At 71.9% G+C, this 26,542-nt stretch carries 25 protein-coding genes, 2 pseudogenes and 1 riboswitch; of the genes and pseudogenes, 7 read left to right on the top strand and 20 right to left on the bottom strand.

Features of this window, described 5'->3' with window-relative positions:
• Positions 1-3: 3 nt before the first annotated feature.
• From EES41_RS26285 to EES41_RS26260, 6 genes are all read left to right on the top strand, one after another.
• Positions 4-507 (top strand): Lrp/AsnC family transcriptional regulator, encoded by a 504-nt coding sequence (locus EES41_RS26285; RefSeq protein ID WP_037791052.1) that lies wholly within the window; start codon positions 4-6, stop codon positions 505-507.
• A complete protein-coding gene (locus tag EES41_RS26280) occupies positions 492-1,871 on the top strand; it encodes an aspartate aminotransferase family protein (protein WP_008737612.1) in 1,380 nt (459 codons plus the stop codon). Before EES41_RS26285 ends, EES41_RS26280 begins: the two co-directional genes overlap by 16 nt.
• A gap of 183 nt (positions 1,872-2,054) precedes the next feature.
• Positions 2,055-2,858, top strand: a complete 804-nt coding sequence (locus EES41_RS26275) for an ABC transporter ATP-binding protein (RefSeq protein WP_123080566.1) — start codon at positions 2,055-2,057, stop codon at positions 2,856-2,858.
• Complete coding sequence (locus tag EES41_RS26270; RefSeq protein ID WP_123080565.1) at positions 2,840-3,913, top strand: hypothetical protein; 1,074 nt, start codon at positions 2,840-2,842, stop codon at positions 3,911-3,913. Before EES41_RS26275 ends, EES41_RS26270 begins: the two co-directional genes overlap by 19 nt.
• A gap of 25 nt (positions 3,914-3,938) precedes the next feature.
• On the top strand, positions 3,939-5,039 hold the full coding sequence (locus EES41_RS26265) for an LOG family protein (RefSeq protein ID WP_123080564.1): 1,101 nt from the start codon (positions 3,939-3,941) through the stop codon (positions 5,037-5,039).
• Positions 5,040-5,139: 100 nt separating this feature from the next.
• On the top strand, positions 5,140-6,045 hold the full coding sequence (locus EES41_RS26260) for a hypothetical protein (RefSeq protein WP_123080563.1): 906 nt from the start codon (positions 5,140-5,142) through the stop codon (positions 6,043-6,045).
• Between the two features lie 65 nt (positions 6,046-6,110).
• Here the strand turns inward: EES41_RS26260 and EES41_RS26255 are convergent, their stop codons facing one another.
• The 9 genes from EES41_RS26255 to rpsB form a co-directional block, all read right to left on the bottom strand.
• Positions 6,111-7,133, bottom strand: coding sequence for an ABC transporter ATP-binding protein (locus tag EES41_RS26255; RefSeq protein WP_174261740.1), 1,023 nt, complete (start codon positions 7,131-7,133; stop codon positions 6,111-6,113).
• Positions 7,133-8,749 (bottom strand): iron ABC transporter permease, encoded by a 1,617-nt coding sequence (locus tag EES41_RS26250; protein ID WP_123080562.1) that lies wholly within the window; start codon positions 8,747-8,749, stop codon positions 7,133-7,135. The genes EES41_RS26255 and EES41_RS26250 overlap by 1 nt, the downstream gene beginning before the upstream one ends.
• Before the next feature lie 53 nt (positions 8,750-8,802).
• A complete protein-coding gene (locus EES41_RS26245) occupies positions 8,803-9,903 on the bottom strand; it encodes a thiamine ABC transporter substrate binding subunit (protein ID WP_123080561.1) in 1,101 nt (366 codons plus the stop codon).
• Between the two features lie 84 nt (positions 9,904-9,987).
• Positions 9,988-10,096: riboswitch (TPP riboswitch) on the bottom strand.
• A gap of 57 nt (positions 10,097-10,153) precedes the next feature.
• Positions 10,154-11,269, bottom strand: coding sequence for a 23S rRNA (adenine(2503)-C(2))-methyltransferase RlmN (rlmN, locus tag EES41_RS26240; RefSeq protein WP_008737592.1), 1,116 nt, complete (start codon positions 11,267-11,269; stop codon positions 10,154-10,156).
• Positions 11,270-11,401: 132 nt separating this feature from the next.
• The gene (locus EES41_RS26235) at positions 11,402-12,475 is read right to left on the bottom strand and encodes a phosphatidate cytidylyltransferase (RefSeq protein WP_123080560.1); all 1,074 of its coding nucleotides are present in this window, start codon (positions 12,473-12,475) and stop codon (positions 11,402-11,404) included.
• Positions 12,475-13,032, bottom strand: a complete 558-nt coding sequence (gene frr / locus EES41_RS26230) for a ribosome recycling factor (protein ID WP_008737589.1) — start codon at positions 13,030-13,032, stop codon at positions 12,475-12,477. Before frr ends, EES41_RS26235 begins: the two co-directional genes overlap by 1 nt.
• Before the next feature lie 85 nt (positions 13,033-13,117).
• Positions 13,118-13,897 carry a UMP kinase gene (pyrH, locus tag EES41_RS26225; RefSeq protein WP_073776623.1) on the bottom strand — a complete coding sequence of 260 codons (780 nt, stop codon included), beginning with the start codon at positions 13,895-13,897 and terminating at the stop codon, positions 13,118-13,120.
• A gap of 162 nt (positions 13,898-14,059) precedes the next feature.
• Positions 14,060-14,896 (bottom strand): translation elongation factor Ts, encoded by an 837-nt coding sequence (tsf, locus tag EES41_RS26220; RefSeq protein WP_008737586.1) that lies wholly within the window; start codon positions 14,894-14,896, stop codon positions 14,060-14,062.
• Between the two features lie 135 nt (positions 14,897-15,031).
• Positions 15,032-15,973: a 30S ribosomal protein S2 gene (gene rpsB, locus EES41_RS26215; RefSeq protein ID WP_123080559.1), complete on the bottom strand. Its 942-nt coding sequence runs from the start codon at positions 15,971-15,973 to the stop codon at positions 15,032-15,034.
• Positions 15,974-16,224: 251 nt separating this feature from the next.
• Between rpsB and EES41_RS26210 the strand changes: the two are divergent.
• Positions 16,225-16,638, top strand: a pseudogene (locus EES41_RS26210) (murein hydrolase activator EnvC); the annotation flags it as partial.
• 42 nt (positions 16,639-16,680) lie between these two features.
• On the opposite strand, the gene EES41_RS26205 reads toward EES41_RS26210, so the two are convergent.
• The 11 genes and pseudogenes from EES41_RS26205 to lepB (EES41_RS26150) form a co-directional block, all read right to left on the bottom strand.
• On the bottom strand, positions 16,681-17,238 hold the full coding sequence (locus EES41_RS26205) for a TetR/AcrR family transcriptional regulator (protein WP_123080558.1): 558 nt from the start codon (positions 17,236-17,238) through the stop codon (positions 16,681-16,683).
• Between the two features lie 61 nt (positions 17,239-17,299).
• Positions 17,300-18,136 carry an RNA polymerase sigma factor WhiG gene (gene whiG, locus EES41_RS26200; protein ID WP_123080557.1) on the bottom strand — a complete coding sequence of 279 codons (837 nt, stop codon included), beginning with the start codon at positions 18,134-18,136 and terminating at the stop codon, positions 17,300-17,302.
• A 209-nt stretch (positions 18,137-18,345) separates the two neighbouring features.
• Entirely contained in the window at positions 18,346-19,527 is a 1,182-nt protein-coding gene (dprA, locus tag EES41_RS26195) for a DNA-processing protein DprA (protein WP_123080556.1), read from the bottom strand.
• Positions 19,528-19,601: 74 nt separating this feature from the next.
• The gene (locus tag EES41_RS26190; protein ID WP_123080555.1) at positions 19,602-21,236 is read right to left on the bottom strand and encodes a YifB family Mg chelatase-like AAA ATPase; all 1,635 of its coding nucleotides are present in this window, start codon (positions 21,234-21,236) and stop codon (positions 19,602-19,604) included.
• The gene (locus EES41_RS26185; RefSeq protein WP_250568483.1) at positions 21,236-21,673 is read right to left on the bottom strand and encodes a YraN family protein; all 438 of its coding nucleotides are present in this window, start codon (positions 21,671-21,673) and stop codon (positions 21,236-21,238) included. The genes EES41_RS26190 and EES41_RS26185 overlap by 1 nt, the downstream gene beginning before the upstream one ends.
• A gap of 122 nt (positions 21,674-21,795) precedes the next feature.
• A complete protein-coding gene (locus tag EES41_RS26180) occupies positions 21,796-22,104 on the bottom strand; it encodes a DUF2469 domain-containing protein (RefSeq protein ID WP_008737534.1) in 309 nt (102 codons plus the stop codon).
• Between the two features lie 55 nt (positions 22,105-22,159).
• Entirely contained in the window at positions 22,160-22,669 is a 510-nt protein-coding gene (locus EES41_RS26175) for an NUDIX hydrolase (RefSeq protein ID WP_123080554.1), read from the bottom strand.
• Positions 22,659-23,522: a signal peptidase I gene (gene lepB, locus EES41_RS26170; protein ID WP_123080553.1), complete on the bottom strand. Its 864-nt coding sequence runs from the start codon at positions 23,520-23,522 to the stop codon at positions 22,659-22,661. The genes EES41_RS26175 and lepB (EES41_RS26170) overlap by 11 nt, the downstream gene beginning before the upstream one ends.
• A 41-nt stretch (positions 23,523-23,563) precedes the next feature.
• Positions 23,564-24,469: a signal peptidase I gene (gene lepB, locus EES41_RS26165; RefSeq protein WP_123080552.1), complete on the bottom strand. Its 906-nt coding sequence runs from the start codon at positions 24,467-24,469 to the stop codon at positions 23,564-23,566.
• Positions 24,393-25,351, bottom strand: a pseudogene (lepB, locus tag EES41_RS26160) (signal peptidase I); the annotation flags it as partial. The gene lepB (EES41_RS26165) and the pseudogene lepB (EES41_RS26160), both read right to left, overlap by 77 nt.
• Positions 25,352-25,724: 373 nt before the next feature.
• A complete protein-coding gene (lepB, locus tag EES41_RS26150; protein WP_123080550.1) occupies positions 25,725-26,519 on the bottom strand; it encodes a signal peptidase I in 795 nt (264 codons plus the stop codon).
• Positions 26,520-26,542: the final 23 nt, after the last annotated feature.

Here is a 26,542-nt window from a genome sequence, read left to right as displayed (position 1 = left end):
CTCGTGCACAGTGAGGTCGTGGTCAGTCGAAGCGCAGATTCCAGGAACAGACAACCGTCCCCTTCGGTCGATGCTGTGTCCCTGGCGATCATCGAGCAACTGCAAGAGGACGGACGCCGTCCCTACGCCGCGATCGGCAAGGCCGTCGGCCTTTCCGAGGCGGCTGTGCGCCAGCGCGTGCAGAAGCTGCTCGACCAGGGGGTCATGCAGATCGTCGCCGTCACCGACCCGCTCACCGTGGGGCTGCGGCGCCAGGCGATGGTCGGCATCAACGTCGAGGGAGACCTCGACCCCGTGGCGGACGCGTTGACCGCGATGGCCGAGTGCGAGTACGTGGTCATGACGGCGGGCTCGTTCGACCTGATGGTGGAAATCGTCTGCGAGGACGACGACCACCTGCTCGACACCATCAACAAGAAGATCCGCGCGCTCCCCGGCGTGCGATCAACCGAGAGCTTCGTTTACCTGAAGCTGAAGAAGCAGACCTACATGTGGGGAACCCGATAACCGTGAGCCAGGACCTCTCCAAGACCGCGTACGACCACCTGTGGATGCACTTCACCCGCATGTCGTCCTACGAGAACTCCCCCGTCCCCACCATCGTCCGGGGCGAGGGCACCTACATCTGGGACGACAAGGGCAAGCGCTACCTGGACGGTCTCGCCGGACTGTTCGTGGTCAACGCCGGTCACGGCCGCAAGGAACTGGCCGAGGTCGCCTACAAGCAGGCGCAGGAACTCGCCTTCTTCCCCATCTGGTCGTACGCGCACCCCAAGGCCGTCGAACTCGCCGAGCGCCTCGCCCACTACGCCCCGGGCGACCTGAACAAGGTCTTCTTCACCACCGGTGGCGGCGAGGCCGTCGAGACCGCCTGGAAGCTGGCCAAGCAGTACTTCAAGCTCCAGGGCAAGCACACCAAGTACAAGGTGATCTCCCGCGCGGTGGCCTACCACGGCACCCCGCAGGGCGCCCTGTCCATCACCGGTCTGCCCGCCCTGAAGGCCCCCTTCGAGCCGCTGGTCCCCGGCGCGCACAAGGTACCGAACACCAACATCTACCGCGCCCCGATCTTCGGCGACGACCCGGAGGCCTACGGCCGCTGGTGCGCCGACCAGATCGAGCAGGAGATCCTGTTCGAGGGCGCCGACACCGTCGCCGCCGTCTTCCTGGAGCCGGTGCAGAACGCCGGTGGCTGCTTCCCGCCGCCGCCCGGGTACTTCCAGCGCGTCCGCGAGATCTGCGACGAGTACGACGTCCTGCTCGTCTCCGACGAGACGATCTGCGCGTTCGGCCGCCTCGGCACGATGTTCGCCTGTGACAAGTTCGACTACGTGCCGGACATGATCACCTGCGCCAAGGGCATGACCTCGGGCTACTCCCCGATCGGTGCCTGCATCATCTCGGACCGCCTCGCGGAGCCGTTCTACAAGGGTGACAACACCTTCCTGCACGGCTACACCTTCGGCGGCCACCCGGTCTCCTCGGCCGTCGCGCTGGCCAACCTCGACATCTTCGACAAGGAGGGCCTCAACCAGCACGTGCTGGACAACGAGGGCGCCTTCTTCTCGACGCTGAAGAAGCTGCACGACCTGCCGATCGTCGGTGACGTCCGCGGCAACGGCTACTTCTACGGCATCGAGCTCGTCAAGGACAAGGTCACGAAGGAGTCCTTCACGGACGAGGAGACGGAGCGCGTGCTCTACGGCTTCCTCTCCAAGGCGCTCTTCGAGAACGGCCTGTACTGCCGGGCCGACGACCGCGGCGACCCGGTCATCCAGCTGGCCCCGCCGCTGATCGCGGACCAGGGCACCTTCGACGAGATCGAGGGGATCCTGCGCTCGGTGCTCACCGAGGCGTGGACCAAGCTGTAACCGAGCTCCACCATCCAGGCTGCGAACAGTCCGGATGCCCGGCCCGGATCCCCCGTTCGAGTGAGAACGCGGGGGTCCGGGCCGTGTGCTGTCACCATCCGAGCGGTTCGTCTCTTTACATCTCAGTGCGGCGTCAGTGACTCAACGGGCTCCGCTTCGTTCCCCCGGACGGAGGTGTACGCCATGGTGGCTCCACCGGACACTGCCCCACCCGACAATGACGTCCTCTGGGCTCGGTCCCTTCACTACTCCCACAGCGGTTCACCCGGCCTGATCGGGGTCTCGGCCGGCGTCCGCCAGGGCGAGATCCTCGCCGTGACGGGACCGCGCGGCAGCGGCAAGACCACCCTGCTGCGCTGCCTCTCCGGGCAGTTGGTGCCCGAACAGGGCGAGGTCTGGTTCAACGGCGTGCCCGTGCACACCATGGGCGCCCTGGTCCGCGAACGGCTGCGCCGCGACCGGTTCGGATGGATCGACCCCGAGCCCCGGCTGCTGCCCGAGCTCAAGGTCTGGGAGAACGCCGCGCTGCCGCTGCTGATCGGGGGCGCCTCGCACCGCGCCGCCAAGACGGCCGCCTGCGCATGGCTGGACCGCCTCGACATCGGCGGCTTCGCCCGCAAACGCCCGTCCGCGCTGACCCGGGCCGAGTGCCAGCGGGTCGCCCTGGCCCGGGCCCTGGTCAGCGAGCCCGCCGTGATCTTCGCCGACGAGCCGACGGCCTCACTGCACCGCGCCGAGCGCGCCCTGCTCATGCGCACCCTCACCACCGCCGCCCGCTCTCACGGGATCACCGTCCTGCTGGCCACCCACGACGAGGAGAGCGCTGCCGCCGCCGACCGGCGGCTCGCCCTGCTCGACGGCCGGCCCGCCGAGGCCGCGGAGGCCGTCGAGGCCGCTGAGGCCGCTGAGGCCGCCGGCGAGGGGTCCGCGCCCGCCGGCTCCACCGAGACCCCGGAGGACCAGGCCGCGTGCTCGCTCTCCGCCTAGCCCGCGGCTCCCGGCCGCTCGTCCAGCTGCGCCGGCTGCTGGTCGCCGCCGCCTCGGCCGCCACCGGATTCCTGCTCCTGTACGTCCTCGCGCAGGCGACCGTCCGGCCCGGCGGATCGTTCCCGCAGCTGCTCTGGGCCCTGCTGCCGGTCGCCGCCACCGTGCAGTTCGCCGTCGCCGTGGCCCGTACCGACCCGGCGACCCGGCCCCTGGAGGGGCTCGACGCCGTCGGGCTGGGACCGATCCGGCTCACCCTGGCCGGGGCGATCTCCACCGCCGTCGCCTGCGCGCTCGGCAGCGCGCTCGCGCTGGCGGCCTTCCTCCACCTGCGGGGCGACCTCGCCGGCCTGCCCTTCGACGGTGCGGGGGCCGGGTTGCTGCACGCCGACCGGCCACTGCCCGTGGCGGCCGCCCTCACCCTGATGACCCTGGTCCCGCTGGCCGCCTCCGTCGCGACCGCCGTCGCCCTGCGGCCGCGCCCGGCGCCGGCTCCGCAGGCCGGACTGCCCTGGGGCATCGCCCTGGCCGCGTGCGGGCTCGCCGTCGAAGCGGGCTTCGGACGCGGGGCCGCGGGCATGGCGGCCGGCTGGACCCTGACCGCGGCCGGACTCGCCCTCGCCGGGCCGGGCCTGGCCTACGCCTGCGGAACACTGGTCCAGGCCGTCCGCCCCGGAGCCCTCCGGCTGCTGGCCGGCCGGGCCCTCCAGGAGGAGGCCCCCCGGCTGGGCCGCCCCCTCGGGGTGCTGTGCGCGGTCGGCGCGGGCGCCCTCACCGCCGCGGCCCTGGCCGACCGGGGCACGGCGCCGCTGCCGCTGGGCCCGCTGACGGGACCCGCCGCGCTGCTGGTGGTGCTGTGCGCGTCGGCGACGCTCCTCACCTCGGCGGTGGAGGCCAGGCAGGCCCGCTCCGCCACCCGGGAGACCCTGCTCGACCTGGGCGCTCCGGGCCCGGTGCTGCGTACGGCCGCCACCTTGCGGGCGACGGCGCTGGTGATCGTGTGCGTACCCCTGAGCTGGGGTGTGGCGCAGCTGACGTCGCTGGCGCTGACCCGCTGACGGGAGCAGCCCTTAGGGTGCTCGAATGGTCAACGCAGACATCGAGATCGAGACGCTCGCCGAATTCGACCAGGTAGTGGCCCGCGGCTCGCTCAGCGGTTACCGGATCCAGTCGGTCAACCTGCTGGAACGGACCTTCGCGCTGCTGGCCGCCGACACCTCGGCGGCCGTGTTCCTGGGCTGCGCGATGGAGCCCGATGCCTCGGCGAAGGTCCGCGCGGACGGCGCGCTGGTCTACCCGCCGGTTCCCGACCTGCCGTTCAACCCGTACCGGGGCCTCCTGTACACGGCCGACGAACTGTTCACGGGGCTCGCCGACGGCTACGAGGCCACCCCTGACGCCCAGGCCTACGCCTGGTTCCAGGAGACCAAGGCCGACGGCGACGTCTTCTCCTCGATGCTGCGCTCCATCCACGACGACGCCGTCTCCGACGCCCTCGACGAGCACCTGAGCGGTGCCCGGGTCGTCGGCGTGATGGGCGGCCACGCCATGGAGCGCGGTGGTACGGAGTACCGGGGCGCGGCGGAACTCGGCCGCGGTCTCGCCCGGTCGGGCCTGACCGTGGCCACCGGCGGCGGGCCCGGCGCGATGGAGGCCGCGAACCTCGGCGCGTACCTGGCCCCGGCGCCGGACGCGGCCCTCGCGGAGGCCCTGGAGCTGCTGGCCAAGGCCCCGTCGTTCACCCCGTCGGTGTCCGACTGGGCGCGGGCGGCCTTCGCGGTGCGCGAGCGCTGGCCGGCCGGTGGTGACTCGGTGGGCATCCCGACCTGGTTCTACGGGCACGAGCCGCCGAACGCGTTCGCGGGCCACATCGCCAAGTACTTCGCGAACGCCACCCGGGAGGACGGGCTGCTGGCCCGGTCCACCGCGGGCGTGGTGTTCCTGCCGGGCGCGGCGGGCACGGTGCAGGAGATCTTCGACAACGCGACCCCGAACTACTACGCGTCGCGGGGCGAGCCGACCCCGATGGTGCTGGTCGGGCGCCACCACTGGACCGAGCACCTGCCGGCCTGGCCGCTGCTGCGCGCGCTGGCGCGCGGCCGGGGGATGGAGTCCCGGATCGCGCTGGTCGACTCGGTGGCGGAGGTCCCCGAGGCGCTCGCGGCGATGGGCCGGGCGCAATGAGATGAGCCCGACGGGCCCGGGAGGCAACTCCCGGGCCCGATCGCACGTCTGCCTTAGGTAATCAAACCGCAAAACCTGCCAGACGTGAACGGAGCCCTCGGTGCTCATAGGCCTGCTGACCGCGATCGCGGCGTCCATCTGTTACGGCACGGGGTCCGTCCTGCAAGCCGTGGGCTCCCGGCGTGCGGCCCGGACGTCCCCGGCCGCCGCGGGGGTGACCCAGCACGGCGGACCGAACCTGTCCTCCACCGCGAAGGCGGCGATGACCTGGGAGTTCATCGTCGGCACCATCCTGGACTTCGTGGGCTTCGGCCTCGGCGCGCTCGCCGCCCGGCTGCTCCCGCTGTTCCTCTCCCAGACGGTGATCAGCGCCAACCTGGTGATCACCGCCGTGCTGAGCGTGAAGATGCTGGGCATCCGGCTGACCCGTAAGGAGTGGACCTCGATCGGGGTCGTCTGCGCGGCGCTGGTGCTGCTGGCCACGGCCGCCGGGCACGAGGGCGGCCACCACGCCCCGATGTCCACCCACTGGTGGCTGCTCGGCGTGACGCTGCTGATCATCGTGGGCGGCACGGTGGCCGTACGGTTCCTGGGCGCCCGGGCGGCGATCCTGGCGGGCCTGCTGTCGGGCCTCGCCTTCGGCGCGCTCGGCGTCGGCGTCCGCATCCTGAACGGTGTCGAGCCGTTCGGCCTGGGGAGCCTGCTGTCCGACCCGGCGCTCTACGCCATCGTGCTGGCGGGGGTCGGCGGCATGTACCTGCACACCGTCGCCCTCCAGATCGGCTCGGTGAACGGCGCGACGGCGGCCCTGGTCGTGGGCGAGACGGTGCTCCCCGGAGCGATCGGCGTGCTCTGGCTCGGCGACGCGTCCCGCCCGGGCCTGGCCTGGCTGGCGGTCCTCGGCTTCGTCCTGGCCGTCACCGGCGCGGTGGCGGTGGCCTGGTACGGCAACCACGACGAGGCCGAGGCCGCGACGGACTCCCCGCAGCCGGCCCCGGTGGCCTAGGGCCTGTCTTTCGGATCAGGCCCCAGGTCCTCCCCCGCCGGCGTCCGGGGCGTCCCGCTCCGCGGTTACGCCGGCGGGAGGACGACCACCTCGGACGGGGCGAAGGTCACCGCGACCCGGTCCCCCACGGCCGGCGCCCCCGCGAGCCCGCACTCGGCCTCCAGCGGGGGCCCCGCCTCCGGCCGTAGCAGCAACGCCACGTGCGTACCCCGGAAGGTCCGCGAGAGCACCTCGCAGCCCAGCCCCGCCGCCGCGAGCACCACCCCGGCCGGCCGGATCAGAACGCTCCGCTCCCCCTCCGGGGATCCGGCCGGCACCGGGACCTTCCCCCACGCGGTCACCGCCGCCCCGCCGGACACCGTCGCCGGGACCACGTTCTCGAAGCCGAGGAAGCGGGCGACGAACTCCGAGGCCGGGCGCTGCCACACCTCCAGCGGGGTCCCCGCCTGCGCGATCTGCCCGTCCCGCATCACCACGACCCGGCCGGCCAGTGCGAACGCCTCCCCCTGGTCGTGCGTGACCGCCAGGACCGTCGTCCCCAGCCGGGAGAACAGCCCCCGCAGTTCCACGACCAGCCGCTCCCGCAGCCCCCGGTCGAGCTGCCCCAGCGGTTCGTCCAGCATCAGCAGCCGGGGCGACGGCGCCAGCGCCCGGGCCAGCGCCACCCGCTGCTGTTCACCGCCCGACAGCGAGGCCACCGCCCGGCCCTGGGCGCCGGGCAGCCCGACCAGTTCCAGCAACTCCGCGACCTGGGCCTCGTACGACCCCCGTCCCCCGCCCCGCATCCGGAGCCCGAAGGCGACGTTCCCGCCGACGTCCCGGTGCGGGAACAGCTGGTGGTCCTGGAACATCAGGCCCACGCCCCGCCGGTGGACCGGCACCCCGGCCTGGTCGGCGCCGCCCAGCAGCACCCGTCCGGCCGAGACCGTCTGGAGCCCGGCCACCACCCGCAGCAGCGTGGACTTGCCGCTTCCGCTCGGTCCGAGGACGCACACGATCTCGTGCTCGGCGACCTCCAGGTCCACGGCGTCCACGACCGCGCGTTCCCCGAAGCGGACCGAGACCCCCTCCAGCCGAAGCAGTGTCATCAGAACTCTCCCGAGGTCTTGTCGGGTCGCAGTCGCTCCAGCACCAGCAGGGACACCGCGCACACCAGCATCAGAATCGTGCTCAGGGCCATCGCCTGCCCGTAGTTCATCTCCCCGGCCCGCCCCAGCAGCCGCGCCACGGCCACCGGCAGCGTCGGGTGGTCCGGCCGCGCGATGAAGACCGTCGCGCCGAACTCCCCCAGCGAGACCGCGAAGGCGAAGCCGGCCGCGATCAGCAGGGCCCGCCGCACCAAGGGCAGGTCCACCTCCCGCCACGCCCGCAGCGGCGACGCGCCGAGCACCGCCGCCGCCTCCCGCAGCCGGGTGTCCACCGCGCGCAGCACCGGCAGCATCGTCCGTACGACGAACGGCACGCCGACCAGCGCCTGCGCCAGCGGCACCAGGATCCACGAGGTCCGCAGGTCCAGCGGCGGCTCGTCGAGGGTGATCAGGAACCCGAAGCCGACCGTCACCGCCGACACCCCCAGCGGGAGCATCAGCAGCGCGTCGAAGCCGCGTACGAACCGGCCCGCGCGCCGGGTCAGGGCGGCCGCCGCGAGCCCCCCGATCAGCAACGCGATGGCGGTGGCGGCCAGCGCGTACTGGAGGGAGTTCCAGATCGCCTCCAGCGGCGGCACCAGGAACGTGCCGCCTCCGGCGCCCGCGTCCTGGAGGGCCCGGTAGAAGCCGAACCCGTACCCGCCGGGCGCGTCGAGGGAGCGCTCGACCAGCACCAGGAGCGGGGCCACGATCAGCAGGGCCACCGACAGCAGCACCCCGCCCAGCAGCGAACGCTGCGCGAGGCCGCGCGGCGGGTGCGCGGTCCGGCCCGGGTCGACCAGGCGCAGGGCGGTCTCCCGCCTGCGCACGGTCCAGGCGTGCACGGCGAGGATCGTGGCGATCGCGGCGAACTGCACCATGGTGAGGACGGCGGCCGTCGGCAGGTCCAGCAGCTGCGCGGTCTGCCGGTAGACCTCCACCTCCAGGGTGGAGTACGAGGGTCCGCCGAGGATCTGCACGACGCCGAAGGAGCTGAAGGTGAACAGGAACACCATCAGCGAGGCGGCGGCGACCGCCGGCCCGAGCGCGGGCAGCGTCACCCGGCGCCAGGCGCCGAACCGCCCGGCGCCGAGCACCCGGGCGGCCTCCTCCTGGCGCGGGTCGAGCTGCGCCCACAGGCCGCCGACCGTCCGGACGATCACGGCGTAGTTGAAGAAGACGTGCGCGAGCAGGATCGCCCACACGGTGGTGTCGAGCCGGACGCCCCACATCTCGTCCAGCAGCCCGCCCCGCCCGACGAGCGCGAGGAACGCGGTGCCGACGACCACGGTCGGCAGCACGAACGGAACGGTGACCACCGCCCGCAGCAGCTGTTTGCCGGGGAACTCGAAGCGCGCGAACACGTACGCGCCGGGGAGCGCGATCAGCAGCGTGAGCACCGTCGACGCGAGCGCCTGCCAGGTGGTGAACCAGAGCACTTCGGCGATGTCGGGCCGGGCCAGCACCTCGCCGATCCGGCCGAACTGCCAGCCGTCCTGCGTCTTGAGCCCGCGCCCGACGATCGCTGCGACGGGGTAGGCGAAGAACAGCCCGAAGAAGACGAGCGGGACCGCCATCAGGGCGAGCCTGACGAGCGTGGCCCGCGCGCTCTCCTTCGGGCTCTCCCGTACTACTTCACGACGAGCGCGGACCATGCCTTGACCCACTGGTCACGGTTCTTGGCGATGGTCTCCGGGGCCACGTTCTCCGGCTTCTCGATGACCACGCCGTGCTTCGTGAACAGCTCCGGCAGCTTCGCGTCCTTGACGACCGGGTTCACAAACATCTGGAGCGGCATGTCCTCCTGGAACTTCTTGCCCACCAGGAAGTCCAGGAGCGCCTTGCCGCCCGCCTCGTTCTTCGCGCCCTTGAGCAGGCCCGCGAACTCGACCTGACGGAAGCAGGTGCCGGTGGAGACGCCGGTAGGGGCCTCGGCCGGCTGCGGCTCGCCGTACAGGACCTCGACCGGCGGGCTGGAGGCGTAGGAGACGACCAGCGGACGGTCGCCCTTGGCCTTCTTGCCGCCCGCGGAGCCGGAGAAGCGCTCGTTGTAGGCCTGCTCCCAGCCGTCGACGACCTCGACGCCGTTGGCCTTGAGCTTGCTCCAGTAGTCCTTCCAGCCGTCCTCGCCGTACTTGCCGACGGAGGCGAGCAGGAAGCCGAGACCGGGCGAGGACGTCGCGGCGTTCTCGGTGACCAGCAGGTTCTTGTACTCCGGCTTGACCAGGTCGTCCAGCGTCTGCGGCGGGGCGAGCTTCTTGTCGGCGAAGTACTGCTTGTCGTAGTTGACGCAGATGTCACCGGAGTCGATCGGGGTGACCCGGTGTTCCTTGTCCAGGACGTACTCCGGCTTCACCTCGCCGAGCCCCTTGACCTCGTACGGCGTGAAGATGCCGTTGTCGAGGGCGCGGGAGAGGAGGGTGTTGTCGACGCCGAAGAAGACGTCGCCGCGCGGGGAGCCCTTGGTCAGGATCTCCTGGTTCAGCGCCGCGCCGGCGTCCCCGGACTTCAGCACCTTCACGGTGTAGCCGCTCTGCTGCTCGAACTCCTTGAGGACCGAGTCGGTCACGTTGAAGGAGTCGTGCGAGACGAGCGTGACGGTCTTGGACTTCGGGGCGTCGCTCGCGCCCGCGGGCTTGTCCTTGGCGTCGCCGCCGCCGCAGGCGCTGAGCGTGCTGACGCCGATCGCGGCCGCGAGCGCGGCACCCGCGATCTTCTTGGTGGTGCTCACTGGTGATTCCTCCTGGGATGTCCAGGAGAAGACGCGGCCATGCCCGGCGCTCTGTTCGAGCGGACGCCGGGCATGGCGCAACAGCTTGAGTGATGACCGAACTTCCTACCCCGAATGACCGGGGCGAGGTTCAGAGGGTCTGCGGATGACGGTCCCGCACTCTCAGCGCTGTGGCGCTCCCCTGTCGGAATATGCAATTGGTTCGGCCACAGGGTACCCCGTGGCCGAATATGCACGACCAGGCCGAAATTCAGCGCTCCGAGGCGGCCAGCTGGCCGCACGCGCCGTCGATCTCCTGGCCACGGGTGTCACGCACGGTCACCGGGACGCCGTGGCGGGCGATGGCCTCGACGAAGGCCCGCTCGTCCTCGGGGCGCGAGGCGGTCCACTTGGAGCCCGGGGTCGGATTCAGCGGGATGAGGTTGACGTGGACCCGCTTGCCCTTGAGCAGCTTGCCGAGCAGGTCACCGCGCCAGGCCTGGTCGTTGATGTCACGGATCAAGGCGTACTCGATGGAGATCCGGCGGCCGGACTTCTCCGCGTACTCCCAGGCCGCGTCCAGCACCTCGCGGACGTTCCAGCGGGTGTTCACCGGCACCAGGGTGTCGCGCAGCTCGTCGTCCGGAGCGTGCAGCGAGACGGCGAGGCGGCACTTGAAGCCCTCGTCGGCGAAGCGCAGCATGGCCGGGACCAGGCCGACGGTGGAGACGGTGATACCGCGCTGCGACAGGCCGAGGCCGTCGGGCTCGGGGTCGGTGAGGCGGCGGATGGCGCCGACGACGCGGTTGTAGTTGGCCAGCGGCTCGCCCATGCCCATGAAGACGATGTTCGACAGCCGGGCCGGTCCGCCGGGGACCTCGCCGTCGCGCAGGGCGCGCATGCCGTCGACGATCTGGTGCACGATCTCGGCGGTGGACAGGTTGCGGTCCAGGCCGGCCTGGCCGGTGGCGCAGAACGGGCAGTTCATGCCGCAGCCGGCCTGCGAGGAGATGCACATGGTGACCCGGTCGGGGTAGCGCATCAGCACGGACTCGACGAGCGTGCCGTCGTGCAGCTTCCAGAGGGTCTTGCGGGTGGTGTCGTCGTCGCAGCTGATGTGCCGCAGGACGTTCATCAGGTCCGGCAGCAGCTCCTGCTGGAGCTTCTCCCGGGAGGCCGCCGGAATGTCGGTCCACTCCGCGGGGTCGTGCGCGTACCGGGCGAAGTAGTGCTGCGAGAGCTGCTTGGCCCGGAACGGCTTCTCACCGATCGCGGCGACCGCCTCGCGGCGCTCGGCCGGGGTCATGTCGGCCAGGTGCCGGGGCGGCTTCTTCACACCGCGGGGGGCGACGAAGGTGAGCTCACCCGGAGCGGGACGGGGGGCCATGCGGTACTCCTCAGTGCGACGAGGTGGGGATCACCCCGCGCGTGCAGGGCCGGTCCGCGGCTCGGCCGCTGGACGGAAAGGGCGCGCCGCATGCACACGGCGCGCCCTCCAGGATAACCCGACCGGGTGCGGTCAGCCGGTGCCGACGAACGCGGCCAGCAGCAGCCAGACCACGGGGGCGGTCGGCAGCAGGGAATCCAGCCGGTCCATGATGCCGCCGTGACCCGGCAGCAGCGTGCCCATGTCCTTGATGCCGAGGTCCCGCTTGATCATCGATTCGCCGAGGTCGCCCAGGGTGGCGCTGACCGCGACCGCGAGGCCCAGCAGCAGGCCCTGCCACCAGGCGCCGCCCTCGATGAGGAACTCCATGCACAGCGCGCCGGCCGCCATCGCGAAGGCCACCGCTCCGAAGAGCCCCTCGCGGGTCTTGCCGGGGCTGATGCGCGGCGCCAGCTTGTGCTTGCCGAACCGCCAGCCGACCGCGTACGCCCCGGTGTCGCTGACCACGGTCAGGACCAGGAAGGTGACCACCCGCTGCGGGCCGTCGTCGGCGGTGAGCAGCATCGCGACGAACGTGGCCAGGAACGGCACGTAGAACGCCGCGAAGACGCCCGCCGTGACGTCCTTGAGGTAGTCCTCGGGCGGCTCGGTCATCCGCCACACGAGGACGGCCAGCGCGGTCAGCGCCATCGCGACCCAGGCGCCCTCGGCCCCGCGGACGTATCCGGCGATGACCATGGCGGCGCCGCCCACCGCCAGCGGGACCAGCGGGGCCTTGATGCCCTTCTGCTCCTGGAGCCGGGAGGTGAGCTCCCACAGACCGACGACGACGGCGACGGCGATGACGCCGACGAAGACCGCCTTCACGATGAACAGGGAGGCGAAGATCACCGCGCCGAGGCCGACGCCGACCCCTATGGCGGCCCGCAGGTCGCGCCCCGCCCGCTTCTTCGGCGGGGGCGAGTCGTTCTGCGGTGCCTGCGAGGACGGAGGCGGGGGGCTGGGCATGGGCTCCTGCGGCGGCGTCTCGTCGCGGAAGAGGGGACCGCCACGCGGGGCGGCCCCCCGATCGCGTGCTTCCCGGTCGTCGAAGTCACGGCCGGCGGCATCGGGCACGATGGGCATGGGCCGAGTGTGCGGGCCCACCTGCGCATCGTATGCGGGACCCGCCGGAACCGGCTCCGGCTGCCAGGAAGAGTCGTTCATCAGACTTCGAGGAGCTCGGCTTCCTTGTGCTTCAGCAGCTCGTCGACCTGCGCCACGTACTTGGCGGTGGTGTCGTCGAGCTCCTTCTCGGCGCGGCGCACCTCGTCCTCGCCGGCCTCCTTGTCCTTGACGAGCTTGTCGAGGGCGTCCTTGGCCTTGCGGCGGACGGCGCGGATGGAGACCTTGGAGTCCTCGGCCTTGGTGCGCGCGACCTTGATGTACTCCTTGCGGCGGTCCTGCGTCAGCTCGGGGAAGGTCACCCGGATGATGCGGCCGTCGTTGCTCGGGTTGACACCGAGGTCGGAGTCGCGGATGGCCTGCTCGATGTTGCGCAGCGCGGACGCGTCGAACGGCGTCACGATCGCCATGCGCGGCTCGGGAACCGCGAACGAGGCGAGCTGGTTGATGGGCGTGATGGCACCGTAGTAGTCCGCCACGATCTTGTTGAACATCGCCGGGTGCGCACGACCGGTGCGGATCGCGGCGAAGTCCTCCTTCGCGACGACGACGGCCTTCTCCATCTTCTCCTCGGCCTCGAGGAGGATTTCTTCGATCACCACGTGCTCCTGCATGTCAGATATGGATGGTTCAGGCGGGCGGGCGGGCCGGACCCCGATGGGGCCGGGCCCGGCAGCCGACTGCTCAGGCCCTGGTGCCCTGGTCGCTCACGAGCGTGCCGATCTTCTCACCCTTGACGGCGCGGGCGATGTTGCCCTCGGCGAGCAGCTCGAAGACGAGGATCGGCAGCTTGTTGTCCCGGCACAGCGTGATGGCGGTGGCGTCGGCGACCTTGAGATCGCGGGAGAGGACCTCGCTGTACTCCAGCGCGTCGAACTTCACCGCTTCGGGGTTCTTCTTCGGGTCGGAGTCGTAGACCCCGTCGACGCCGTTCTTGCCCATGAGCAGGGCCTCGGCGTCGATCTCCAGGGCGCGCTGGGCGGCCGTGGTGTCGGTGGAGAAGTAGGGCATGCCCATGCCGGCGCCGAAGATCACGACGCGGCCCTTCTCCAGGTGGCGCACGGCGCGCAGCGGGATGTACGGCTCCGCGACCTGGCCCATCGTGATGGCGGTCTGGACGCGGCTGTCGATGCCCTCCTTCTCCAGGAAGTCCTGGAGGGCGAGGCAGTTCATGACGGTGCCGAGCATGCCCATGTAGTCGGAGCGGGCACGGTCCATGCCGCGCTGCTGGAGCTCGGCGCCGCGGAAGAAGTTGCCGCCGCCGATGACGACCGCGATCTCCGCGCCGTCGCGGACCACGGCCGCGATCTCGCGGGCGATGGCGTGCACGACATCGGGGTCGACACCCAGTCCGCCACCGCCGGAGAAGGCTTCGCCCGACAGCTTCAGCATGAAGCGGCGGCCCTTCTGCTCGTGGTCGCTCTTGTCGTCGGAAGCGGTGTGGGGGTCTACGCCCTGATTCATGGAGATCTCCTCGTGCACATACGAAGAAGGCCATTGCCGGTGGGTCCTTGCGGTTCCCTCTACGGCAATGGCCTCCTCGTCAGATCTGCGGTCGTCCTGCGCGAGCGCGGACGACTGCTTCAGACCCTACCGGGGTCCGGTGTCCGTCGCGTACGGACGGATTCAGATGCCGACCTTGATGCGCGAGAAGCGCGTCAGGGTGACACCGGCCTCGTCCAGAACCTTCTGGACGGACTTCTTGGCGTCCAGGGCGTACGCCTGGCCAAGGAGCGTGTTGTCCTTGAAGAAGCCGTTGACGCGACCCTCGACGATCTTCGGGAGCGCGGCCTCGGGCTTGCCCTCGGCGCGGGTGACCTCTTCGGCGACGCGACGCTCGGACTCGACGACCTCGGCCGGGACGTCGTCCTTGGAGAGCCACTTCGGCGCGAACGCGGCGATGTGCTGCGCGATGCCGCGGGCGACCTCGGCGTTCTCCTTGTCGAGCTCGACGAGGACACCGATCTGGAACGGCAGGTCGGGCATGGTGCGGTGCATGTACGCCGCGACGTAACCGCCGGTGAACTGCGCGAAGCGGTCCAGGACGATCTTCTCGCCGAGGTTGGCGTTGGCCTCGTCCACGAACGCCTGGACGGTCTTGCCGGCCTCGATCTCGGACGCCAGGAGCGCCTCGATGTCGGCGGGGGAGGTGGCGGCGACGTGCGCGGCCAGCTGGTTGGCGACGGCCTGGAACTTGTCGCCCTTGGCGACGAAGTCCGTCTCGCACTTCAGCTCGACGAGGACGCCGGAGGTGTTGTCGTCGCTGATCTGGGAGACGACGGCGCCGTTCTCGGCAGAACGGCCCTCGCGCTTGGCGACGCCCTTCTGACCCTTGATGCGCAGGGCCTCGACAGCCTTGTCGACGTCGCCGTCGGACTCGACCAGGGCCTTCTTGCAGTCCATCATGCCGGCGCCGGTGAGCTCGCGGAGCTTCTTGACGTCAGCGGCGGTGTAGTTCGCCATGAGTCTGTGATTCTCTCTCGAAGTCGTAGATCTACGGGTGAACGGCGGAGGAGACGCGCTCGTCGCGCGGCTCCCCCGCCGTCATCGTCCGTGCTGTGAGTGCCCGGCGCGTGAACGCCGGGCGCTCTCAGTGGGTCAGGCCTGCTCGGCGTCGGCGGCCGGGGCCTCGACAGCCTCGGCGGCCGGGGCCTCAGCGGCAGGGGCCTCGGTGGCCTCGGCGGCAGGGGCCTCGGTGGCCTCGGCGGCGGGGGCCTCGACAGCGGCCTCGGCCGCGGGGGCCTCGGCGTCGTCAGCCTTCTTCTCGCCCTCGAGCAGGTCGCGCTCCCACTCGGCGAGCGGCTCGGCGGCGGCCTTCTCGCCCGGCTTCGAGTCACCGGTCGCGGCACCGGAACGGGCGATGAGGCCCTCGGCGACGGCGTCGGCGATCACGCGGGTGAGCAGGGTGACGGAGCGGATCGCGTCGTCGTTGCCCGGGATCTTGTAGTCGACCTCGTCGGGGTCGCAGTTGGTGTCGAGGATCGCGACGACGGGGATGTGCAGCTTGCGCGCCTCACCGACCGCGATGTGCTCCTTCTTGGTGTCGACGATCCAGACGGCGCTGGGAACCTTCGACATCTCGCGGATACCACCGAGGGTCTTCTCCAGCTTGATCTTCTCGCGGGAGAGGACCAGGAGCTCCTTCTTGGTGAGACCCGAGGCGGCGACGTCCTCGAAGTCGATCGCCTCAAGCTCCTTCAGACGCTGAAGGCGCTTGTAGACGGTGGAGAAGTTGGTGAGCATGCCACCCAGCCACCGCTGGTTGACGTACGGCATACCAACGCGCGTCGCCTGCTCGGCGATGGCCTCCTGGGCCTGCTTCTTGGTACCGACGAACATGATGGAGCCACCGTGCGCGACGGTCTCCTTAACGAACTCGTAGGCGCGGTCGATGTACGACAGCGACTGCAGCAGGTCGATGATGTAGATGCCGTTGCGCTCCGTGAAGATGAAGCGCTTCATCTTCGGGTTCCAACGGCGGGTCTGGTGACCGAAGTGGACGCCGCTTTCCAGCAGCTCCCGCATCGTAACGACGGCCATGGCCATCTCCTTGTTTTCTCGGTTTGGTTCCTGACGCCCCGTTGCGCCCTGCCCCCGAAGAGGGGACCGAGAAGCGCTGGCACGCGGCCTGACCGGCCGCTGCTGGGGCGTGCGAAGTCGACCCGGTGACCCGGATCGCCACAAGAAGTGTACGGGACCCGGCGGTATGCCGGGTGACGCACTTGTCCACACCGGCCGGTCCGTCCACAGGCGCGGGCGGGCCGCGGGGGCCCGCGGGGACGCTGGGGGGCATGACGACACTGCTGCTCAGCCTGCTCCTGGCCCTGGCCGCCGTCCCCGGCGTGCGGCCCCTGCCCGCGCCGCTGGCCGTGGTCCGGTGGTGGGATCCACCGCCGGGGCCGTACGCGGCCGGGCACCGCGGCGTGGACCTGGCGGCCCCGGTGGGCGCGGAGGTCCGGGCGGTCGGCCCGGGGCGGGTGCACTTCGCCGGGCCGGTGGCGGGGCGCGGGGTCCTCTCCCTGACCCTTCCGGGCGGGCTGCGGACGACGTACGAGCCGGTCCGGCCACTGGTCACGGAGGGCGAGGAGGTGGCGGCGGGCCAGGTGGTCGCGGTCCTCACCGAGGGCGCCCACTGCTCCGCGCCCTGCCTGCACTGGGGGCTGCTGGCGGGCGACACCTACCTCAACCCGCTGGCCCTGCTCCCGCGGCCCACGCCGCGCCTGCTGCCGGCGGCGGCGCCCGCGGGGTTATCCGGTGACGCCGCGCAGGGCCATGGCGACGGCGGTCCGCGTGACGACCTCGGGTTCCTCGGCCGCGCCGAGCTCGATCCGCCGGACCGCCGCGTCCACGACGCCCTGGAGCAGCATCGCGGCGAGGCGGGGCTCCGGCTGCCCCAGCACCCCCAGCGCCTCGACGATCATCGCGACCAGCCCGCCGTGCGCCGCGCGGATCTTCTCCCGCGCCCCGGCGTCCAGCTCGCTCGCCGAGATCGCCACCACGGCCCGGTGCCGCCGGTCCCCGACCAGCGCCAGCTGGCTGCGCACGTAGGCCTCGATCTTCGCCTCCGGCGACTCCGCCTGCTCCATCGCCGCCTCGATCTCGGCGGCCCAGACGGGGAAGTCCACCGCGCACAGCTCTTCGACCACGGCCGCGCGGGAGCGGAAGTACTCGTACACGGACGACCGGGCGAGGCCCGTCCGTTCCGCGAGGGCGGGGAAGGTCAGCGCCTCCGTCCCGCCTTCGGACAGCAGGGAACGCGCGGCGTCCAACAGGGCGCCGCGCTGCATCGACCGGTGCTCGGCCACGGAGGCCGCTCGAATCCTGGGCACACGTCCACTCTACGGAGGTGCGCAAGACCGATCGCCGTCATCTCCCGACATCCGCCAGCTTCGCGCGCAGTTGCAGCACCGACTTGGTGTGGATCTGACTCACCCGGCTCTCGGTGACACCGAGCACGTTGCCGATCTCGGCCAGCGTGAGCCCCTCGTAGTAGTAGAGGGTCACCACCGTCTTCTCGCGCTCGGGAAGGGTGTTGATCGCCCGCGCCAGCAGCCGGCGCAGCTCTCGGCCCTCGGCCACTTCCACCGGGTTGTCGGCGGCGGTGTCCTCCAGGGTGTCCATCAGCGAAAGGCGGTCGCCGCCCTCCCCGCCGACGTGCAGCAGCTCGTCCAGCGCGACCACGTTGGCGAGGGACAACTGGCTGAAGACGGTGTGGAGTTCCTCGACTGCGATGCCCATCTCGTCGGCGACCTCGCACTCCGTCGGGGTGCGCCGCAGCTGGGCCTCCAGCGTGGCGTAGGCCCGCTCCACGGCCCGCGCCTTCTGCCGGACCGAGCGCGGGATCCAGTCCAGCGCCCGCAGTTCGTCGATCATCGCGCCCCGGATCCGGGTGATCGCGTACGTCTCGAACTTGATGGAGCGGTCGATGTCGAACTTCTCGATGGCGTCGATCAGCCCGAAGACCCCGGAGGAGACGAAGTCGGCCTGCTCCACGTTGGGCGGCAGGCCCACGCTGACCCGGCCGGCCACGTACTTCACCAGGGGCGAGTAGTGCAGGATCAGCTGCTGCCGCAGCCGCTCGTCACCCGACTCCTTGTACGAGCGCCAGAGCGCCTCCAGGGACGAGGGTGCGGTGGACCGCACGCTGCCACGGGCAGCGGGGGGCACCGCAGCGCGGTCAGACCCTGAGGTGTGCTGGGGCATGCTTCGCCTTTGCCGGAGCGGGATTCCTTGGGAACGTAGCGTGACGGAAGTGTCGCGGTGCGCGAAGAGTACGGGATCGCGCGGAGGTGCAGGGGCGTCCGGACCCGCGCGGGCGACCCGGGACCGGCGCCTGGCGCTCGGTCCCGGTGACCGTCACCGGGAAGACCGCGTCTCTCATCGGCTTCACTCTTTCACCGGAACGCCCCAGGTCAACGACCGCCTCGCCGGGGGGTGTCCGTTTGCGTGCCTCTTCCAGGTGTCTGCCCGGCCAACTGCCAGCCGTCGCCCTGCCGTTCGACGAACCCCAGAGAGTGAAGTTCGTACAGTCTGCCGATGACTTCATCGGTACCGGTGGCCGCGGCGAGGGCCACCTCCGCCACCTGCGCGGGGCGGCCGGCCGGGAGGGCTTCGAGGACCCGGGCGGTGTCCGGGTCGAGCAGGTCCCGGGCGAGCACCGGGCCGCGCCGCTCGGGAGCCAGCTCGCCGATGGCGCCGACGAGTTCGACGACCTCGGCGGCGTCCGTGACGAGCGCCGCCTCGCCGCGCAGCAGTTCGTGCACCCCGGCGGAGAGGCCGCTGGTGGCCGGGCCGGGCACGCCCATGGTGAGCCGGCCGAGCCGCTGGGCCCGGCGGGCGGTCACCAGCGAGCCGCTGCGGTGGGCCGCCTCCACCACCACCGTTCCCCGGGTCAGGGCGGCGATGACGCGGTTGCGCAGCACGAACCGGCTGGGCGTGGGGTGGCTTCCCGGTGGCAGTTCCCCCATCACCAGGCCCTGTCCGGCGATCCGGCCGAGCAGCCCGGCGTGTCCGCGCGGGTAGGCCACATCCACCCCGCAGGCCAGTACCGCGGCGGTGGCCCCTTCCGAGGCGAGGGCGCCCCGGTGCGCGGCGCCGTCGATCCCGTACGCCGCGCCGGAGACCACCACCCAGCCGCGCTCGGCGAGCCCGGTGGCCAGGGTCTGCGCCATGTGCGCCCCGTACGGGGTGCAGGCCCGCGCGCCGACCACGGCGACGGAGCGCAGCGCCCAGGTCCGCAGGTTGGGCCGGCCCCGCAGCCACAGCCCGACGGGCCGCGCGTCGCCCAGGTCGTCCAGCTGGGTCGGCCACTCCGCCGAGCCCGGGCAGATGAACCGGGCCCCCGATCCGGCGGCCGCCGCGAGGTCCCGCCGGGGGTCGGCGAGCGCGGCCCGGCCGCGGTAGCCGGCGAGCCGCTCGGGACCCACCCCGGTCAGCGTGCCGGGCGCGGGGGCGGGCCCGGTCAGCAGCCTCATCAGCCCGACGGCCCCGAACTCCCGGAGCCACCGGCCGCCGTGTTCCTCCCCGGGCTCCAGCACCCGCGTCAACGCGGCCCGGGCGAGCGTCTCGGCCTCCTCTCCACCCGCCGCATCCACCGCGGGCCCGGGCGCGCCCCCTCGATCCGGCCCGGGCTCGTGGAGCGGTGTTCGGTCCTGTTCCTCGGGCCGGGTCACGATCCGGCTCCGGGCGGCAGGGTCGCGCCGCGGGCGATGCCGGTGCGCAGCTCCAGGGCCACCGCCACGTCCAGCGCGTCGGGGCGGTCGCGGCCCCGGAGGTCGGCCACGGTCCAGGCGACCCGCAGTACCCGGTCCAGCCCGCGCGCGGTGAGCAGCCCCCGCTCCAGGTCCCGTTCGGCCTGGGCCAGCGCTCCGGGGGCCGCCGGCCAGCGGGTCCTCAGTTCGTGCCCGGGCACCTCGGAGTTGAGCCGCCACGGGGTGTCGGCGAGCCGCGCCGCGGCCCGGGCCCTGGCTTCCCGCACCCGGTCGGCGACCGTCGCCGTGCCCTCCCCGCGGCCGCCCCGGCCCAGTAGGTCGGACCGGGTGACCGGTTCTACCTCCACCCGCAGGTCCACCCGGTCCAGCAGCGGGCCGGACAGCCGCGCCTGGTAGCGCCGCACCACGGAGGCCGGGCATTCGCAGCCGGCCCCTTGCAGGTTGTGCCTCCCGCACGGGCAGGGGTTGGCCGCGAGCAGCATCAGGAACCTGGCCGGCAGCCGTACCACCCCGGCGGCGCGGGCGATCACCACGTGCCCCGACTCCAGGGGCTGGCGCAGCGCGTCCAGGGCCTTGGCGCTGAACTCGGCGGCCTCGTCCAGGAAGAGGACGCCGCGATGGGCCAGGGAGACCGCCCCGGGCCTGGGTACCCCGGCCCCGCCCCCGACCAGCGACTGCATGGTCGCCGAGTGGTGCGGGGCGCAGTACGGGGCCTTGGTGACCAGCGGTTCGCCGGGCGGGAGGATGCCCGCGACCGAGTGGACGGCGGTGACCTCCAGCGAGTCCTGCCGGGTGAGCGGCGGCAGGATCCACGGGAGCCGTTCGGCCAGCATCGTCTTGCCCGCGCCCGGTGGCCCGCTGAGGAAGAGGTGGTGTCCCCCGGCGGCGGCCACCTCCAGGGCCCGGCGCGCGGCGTGCTGTCCGGCGACGTCGGACAGGTCGGGGTGGTCCGGGGCTTCGCCCTCGCTCCCCGTGCCCCGGGCCAGGCCCGTGCCGAGTCCGGCGCCGGGGACGATCAGGCCGGCCAGCATCGGATCCGGTCGCCCCGGTGGATCCGGGGGTTCCTCCTCGGGCACCACCCCGTCGGTCAGCACGGCGATCAACTGCCGCAGGCTGCGCACCCCGAGCACCGACACGTCGGGGACCAGCGTGGCCTCGGCGGCGCACTGCTGGGGGACCACCACCTGCCGGTACCCGGCTTCCGCGGCCGCGAGGACCGCCGGGAGGATGCCGCGCACGGGGCGCACCCGGCCGTCCAGGCCGAGCTCCCCGATGAGCACGAGGTCGGCGATGGCTCCGGGGTCGACCACCTCGGCGGCGCCCAGCACGGCGGCGGCCACCGCCAGGTCGAAGCCCGCGCCGCCCTTGGGTACGGAGGCGGGGCTGAGCCCGACCGTGAGCTTCTTCTGCGGCCAGGCCGCGCCGGAGTTCACCACGGCCGCCCGCACCCGGTCCCGGCTTTCGACGAGGGTCTTGTCGGGCAGTCCGACCAGGGTGAAGGCGGCGACCCCGGGCTCCAGGTCGGCCTGGACCTCCACCACCACGCCGTCGACGCCGACGAGGGCGACCGAGCAGGCTCGCGCGAACCCCATCAGGCCACCCCCCTGACGTGTTCCACCACGGGCGCACCGCGCCGCGGCAGTACGACGCCGACCAGGTCGATGCGCACGCCGCCCGCCGGTGGTCCCCCGTGGTCGGCGAGCCATCGCCCGGCGAGCCGGCGCAACCGCTCGGCCTTGCCGGGCCGGACGGCGGCCATGGGGTGCTCGAACTCCCCCGCCCTACGGGTCTTCACCTCGCACACGACGAGGGCGTCCCCGTCCCGCGCGACGATGTCGATCTCGCCGCTCCGGCACCGCCAGTTCCGCGCCAGGACGGTCATCCCCGCCTCGGTCAGCCTCCGCGCCGCCAGCTCTTCGCCGTACCGGCCCAGGGCCCGCTGCGCCGATGCCCGCCCCGCCGGACCCGGACCCCGCTGTCCCGGAGCCCGCCCCGCCAACTCCTCTTGTGCCACGCGCTTCGCGTCCATCCGGCACCACCTCCGACGCCGACGGTCCCGCGTCCCCACCGATCCTGTGGATCTTGGTGGACAGCCGGGCCGTTGTGGACAACCGCGTCACCCACACGACGGACGCGAACGCGCGGGCGGCCTCAGCTGCCGGGCAGTTCGAGATCGGTCTTGTTGAGCTCCTCGATGTTCACGTCCTTGAAGGTCAGCACCCGCACCTGCTTCACGAACCGGGCCGGCCGGTACATGTCCCAGACCCACGCGTCGGCCATCGAGACCTCGAAGAACACCTCTCCCTGGACCGAGTGCACCTGCATCTCGTAGTCGTTGGTGAGGTAGAAACGGCGTTCGGTCTCGATCACATACTTGAACAGCCCGACGACGTCGCGGTACTCGCGATAGAGCTTCAGCTCCATCTCGGTCTCGTACTTTTCGAGGTCCTCGGCACTCATGGCATGTTCCCCTTCAGCCGTGCGTCCCCCTATTGTGCGCCAGGCCTCCGCGCCCCTAAACGATTTCCGGGGCGAGGACCACCGGCACACCCGGAGGACCGACGTCGAGCAGCGTCCGGAGCAGCCCGGCGAGTTTGGTCGGGTACACCGTCTCATGGGCCGCGAGAAGTTCCTCGGAGGTCCACCACCTGGCACCGCTGACGCTGCGCCGCTCCAGCTCGGTCAGCCCGCCCATCACGGTCTCCGCGCGGACCGTCCGGGTGCGGGCGAGGAAGTACCACTCGTCCTGTTCCCAGCGCCGCCCGTCGAAGGGGAAGGAGCAGTACCGGTGCCACAGCACCGGCCCGAGCTCCACGTCCTTGATCCCGGTCTCCTCCGCGAGCTCCCGCAGCGCGGCCTCCTCGCGGGTCTCCGCACCCTCCAGCCCGCCGCCCGGGGTGAACCACCAGTCGTCCGACGGGTCCCCCGGCTCGAAGCCGTGCAGCAGGAGGATGCGGTCCTCGGGATCCAGCAGGATCACCCGTGACACCTTGCGGGCTGAGCCGCCCGCGGGCTCAGCCGACACCGACCGGCTCCCGCCGCCGCCCGCGCCCGAGAACCCGTACCAGCGGCCCGTACGCGGCCCCGATCGCCACCAGGAGGGCGCCGCCCAGCACCGTCGCCGCCTGGAACCGCAGCGGCCCGGCCTTCGAGGTGCCGCCGGGCAGCGGCTCGTACGTCTTCGGGCGGTCCACCATCCGCAGCCTGGGCCAGGCCAGGGCGTCGACGCGGGCACTGACCTCGGACCGGGGCACGGTCCCCTGCCCCGCTTCCTGGAGGTGCGCCCGGGAGTCGATCGAGACGGACCGCTGGTCACCGAGCAGGAACAGCTTGCCCTCCGGCACCGTCACCTCGAACGGCGTGCCGGAGGCCACGACCGGCAGCGCGCCCGCCGTGTCGGGAGCGCCCGGCCCACTCGACGCGCCCGCGCCGCCCGAGGCGCCCCCCGTACTCGGCGTGTCCGACTCCCCGAAGGCGCCCACCCCTTCCGGCTTGGGCTGGTCGATGTACGGCTCGTCGAGTTCCTTGCCGTTCACCGTGAGCCGGCCGCCCTGCCCGCAGCACTTGACGGTGTCGCCGCCGATGCCGACGACCCGCTTGACCATGGGCGAGTCACTCCACAGGGAGTCATTGAAGATGACGACGTCGCCCCGGCGCACCTCGGCGCCGTCGATGCGCTGCGCCAGCACCCGGTCCCCGGGGTTCACCGTCGGCATCATCGAGTCGGTCGGCACCGTGTAGGGCTGGTACACGACCGCACCCCAGATGAACCCGCCCAGGAAGAGCACAAAGCCGATGGCCACGGCGATTCCCGACAACACGTTGCCGAGACCGCCGCGGCCATCCTTCTGTCCGCGTATTACCTGTGTTCCGCCCATTGCAGCGCCCCCATAGCCGGACCGTTGACCTGGGCGGCACCCTACCCGGCGGTACGACCCCGGGTCAGCCTCCGCTTGCGCCACATCACGAGCGGCACGGCACCGGTGACTCCGAGTGCGGCCGGGCCGAGCCCGACCGGGGCCAGACCCGAGGCGCCGAGACCCAGCGCGCCCGCCTTGGCCTGGTTGCCGATGCCCGGCTGGTCGAAGGTGTCCGGCACCGGCAGGGTCGCCCAGCGGGTGAGCGGCCAGGCGACGACCACGGCCCGCCCGACGACCTTGTCGACCGGCACGAAGCCCTGGTTCTTGTCCTGCATGTGGTAGCGGGAGTCCTGCGAGTTCTGGCGGTGGTCGCCCATCACCCAGATCTTGCCCTTGGGCACCGTGATCGGCCCGAACGGGGCGTCGTCGCACGCGGTGTTGCCCGGGTAGATGTACGGCTCGTCCAGCTCCTTGCCGTTGACGACGACCGGGCCGCCCTTCTTGCACTCGACCGTGTCCCCGCCGATGGCGATGGTCCGCTTGATCAGGTCCTTCTCATCGGCCGACGGCATCAGGCCGATCTTGCTGAGGATCTGCTGCGCGAGGTTGGGCTGCGGGGTGGGCTCCCCGTCCAGCCAGCCGGCCGGGTCGTGGAAGACCACGACCTCACCGCGCTCGGGTTCCGAGCCGAACCACGGGGTCAGCTTGTCGACGAGGACCCGGTCGCCCTTCTGGAGCGTGTCCTGCATCGACTCGGAGGGGATCGAGAACGCCTGGACCAGGAAGGTCTTGATCAGCAGGGCCAGCAGCAGGGCGATACCGATGAGGAGCGGGAGCTCCTTCCAGAAGGAGCGCTGCGGACGCGCCGCGTCCTCCTCGCCCTCCTTCTCCTCGGCCTCGCGCTTGACGGCATCGTCCGGCCGCTCCTCGCCTTCGTCGCGTCCGGATCGAGCGCCTACCGCCACATCCCCCACATCCACTCCTTCATCGCAAAGTCGCCGCCCGCACCGGATCGGAAACGGGCCCTCCCCTCCCTTAACGAGCGGGAGTTCCCTAGGGCTCGGGAGACCGAGGACACACTATGCGAACGGTGTGCCCCTACGGCGCCTGCCGGGGCCGCGCCGCCCGGTCCGCGCCTGATCCGGCACCATGCGGAAGGTGGCCGGTGTCTCCAGCCTGCGCCAGTGTCCGAACGGCCAGGCGATGACGACCGCCTCCCCGACCACGCCCTCCTCGGAGATGGTGCCTGCGAAGGCCTCGTCGAGGTGGAAGCGGGAATCGGCCGAATTCGCACGGTGGTCACCCATGACGAACAGCCGTCCCTTGGGCACGGTCACCTCGAAGCGGATGTCCGAAGGCGTATTGCCGGGGTTCACGTAAGGCTCATCGAGCGGCGATCCGTTGACGGTGACCCGGCCCTGGGCGTCGCAGCACACGACGGTGTCCCCGCCGACGCCGATGACCCGCTTGATCAGGTCCTGCTCGTCGGCGGAGGGCAGCAGTCCGATGAAGGTCAGGGTCTGCTTGATCTGCTTGACCACGACCGGGTCGGGGGCGGTCCGGGCGGTCTCGCCCCTGAGCCAGCCGCCGGGGTCCTTGAACACGACGACGTCGCCCCGCTCGACCTTGGAGCCGAACCACGGGGTCAGCTTGTCCACGAGGACCCGGTCGCCGATCCGGATGGTCTGCTCCATCGAACCGGAGGGGATGAAGAAGGCCTGCACCAGGAAGGTCTTGAGGACGAGGGCGATGCACAGCGCCACGATGACCAGCAGCGGGAGTTCGCCCACCCTGCGGGTACGGCGCCGCCGCTTGACCCGGCGCGCCAGCCGCCGCCGCTCGGCCCGGCCGCCGCCGGCCTCCGACCCCACGGATTCGGACGCGGACCTGCGCCGGGTGCCGGGATCGCGCCGGGACCCCGGCTCACGCCGGGACCCGGGATCGCGCCGGGGCTCGGGCTCCCGTACGGTCTCGAACCGCCTCAGGGTTTCCGGCTCCGGCCGGGGTCGCGGCCGCGGTTCCGGCCGCGGCTGGGGCTGGGGCTGGGGCTGGGGCACACGCTGCGGCTCGGGCGCGGGCCGGGGCGCCGGCCCACCGGGCGATTCGGGCGCGCGCCAGAACTCGGGCGGCCGCCGTGGCGGCGCGGGCTCCCGCAAGGGCGGCAAAGGCTCGCGCCGGGGCCCGGGTTCGGGCTCGCGCCCGCTTCTCGGCCTGCCCCGGCTACCCATGAGCGCCACCGGCGCCCGCTCCCGGGGCGGCACCCGCGGTGGAACCCGACCCTTCGCGCGATACGGAGCCCCAGCGCGTCACCGGCCAGCCGATCCAGTCGGCCCGTCCGATCACCTTCTCCACCGGCACCATCCCCCCGCCCGGCTCGCCCAGGTGGTCCCGGGAGTCCCGGGACTGGGAACGATGATCACCCATGACCCACAGGGCCCCCAGCGGTACGGCGATCCGGAAGGGCACCTTCGAGGGAGTGTCACCCGGATAAAGGTACGGCTCGTCCAGCGGGACCCCGTTGACCTTGATCCGGCCGCCCGCGTCGCAGCACACCACGTCATCGCCTCCCACCCCCACGACCCGCTTCACGAAGTCGGTGTCGGAGGGCTCTGCGAGCCCCAGCGCCGAGGCGGCTCCGTGCAGGGCCTCGCCGACCGCGTTGCCACCGGCCCCGGCGTGCTCCGGCACGAAGGAGCCCGTGCCGTCGAAGACGACCACGTCCCCGCGCTTCGGCCGGTCACCGAACCGGTACGCCGTCTTGTTCACCAGCACCCGGTCCCCGACCTCAAGCGTCGGCTCCATCGACCGGCTCGGGATCAGGAAGGGCTGTACGACGAAATTACTGAGCAGCAGCAGGAAGACGGTGCAGACCACACCGAGCAGTCCGGCCCGCCGCCAGGTCAGCCCGCCCACCCCGCGCATCCCGCGCAGCCCGGGGAACGCAGAACGCGGCCGCTCCTCCCCCTGTCCGGGAGAGGAGTGGCCGCGTCGTGTGAGCTCTGCTTCGGTGTCCATCGGGTGCGAGCCTATCCGGCCGC

The organism is Streptomyces sp. ADI95-16 (assembly GCF_003721495.1).
In the GTDB taxonomy this organism is placed as follows: Bacteria; Actinomycetota; Actinomycetes; order Streptomycetales; family Streptomycetaceae; genus Streptomyces; species Streptomyces goshikiensis.
The sequence above is the reverse complement of the archived record's forward strand: the minus strand, read 5'-3'. Positions and strand labels throughout refer to the sequence as shown.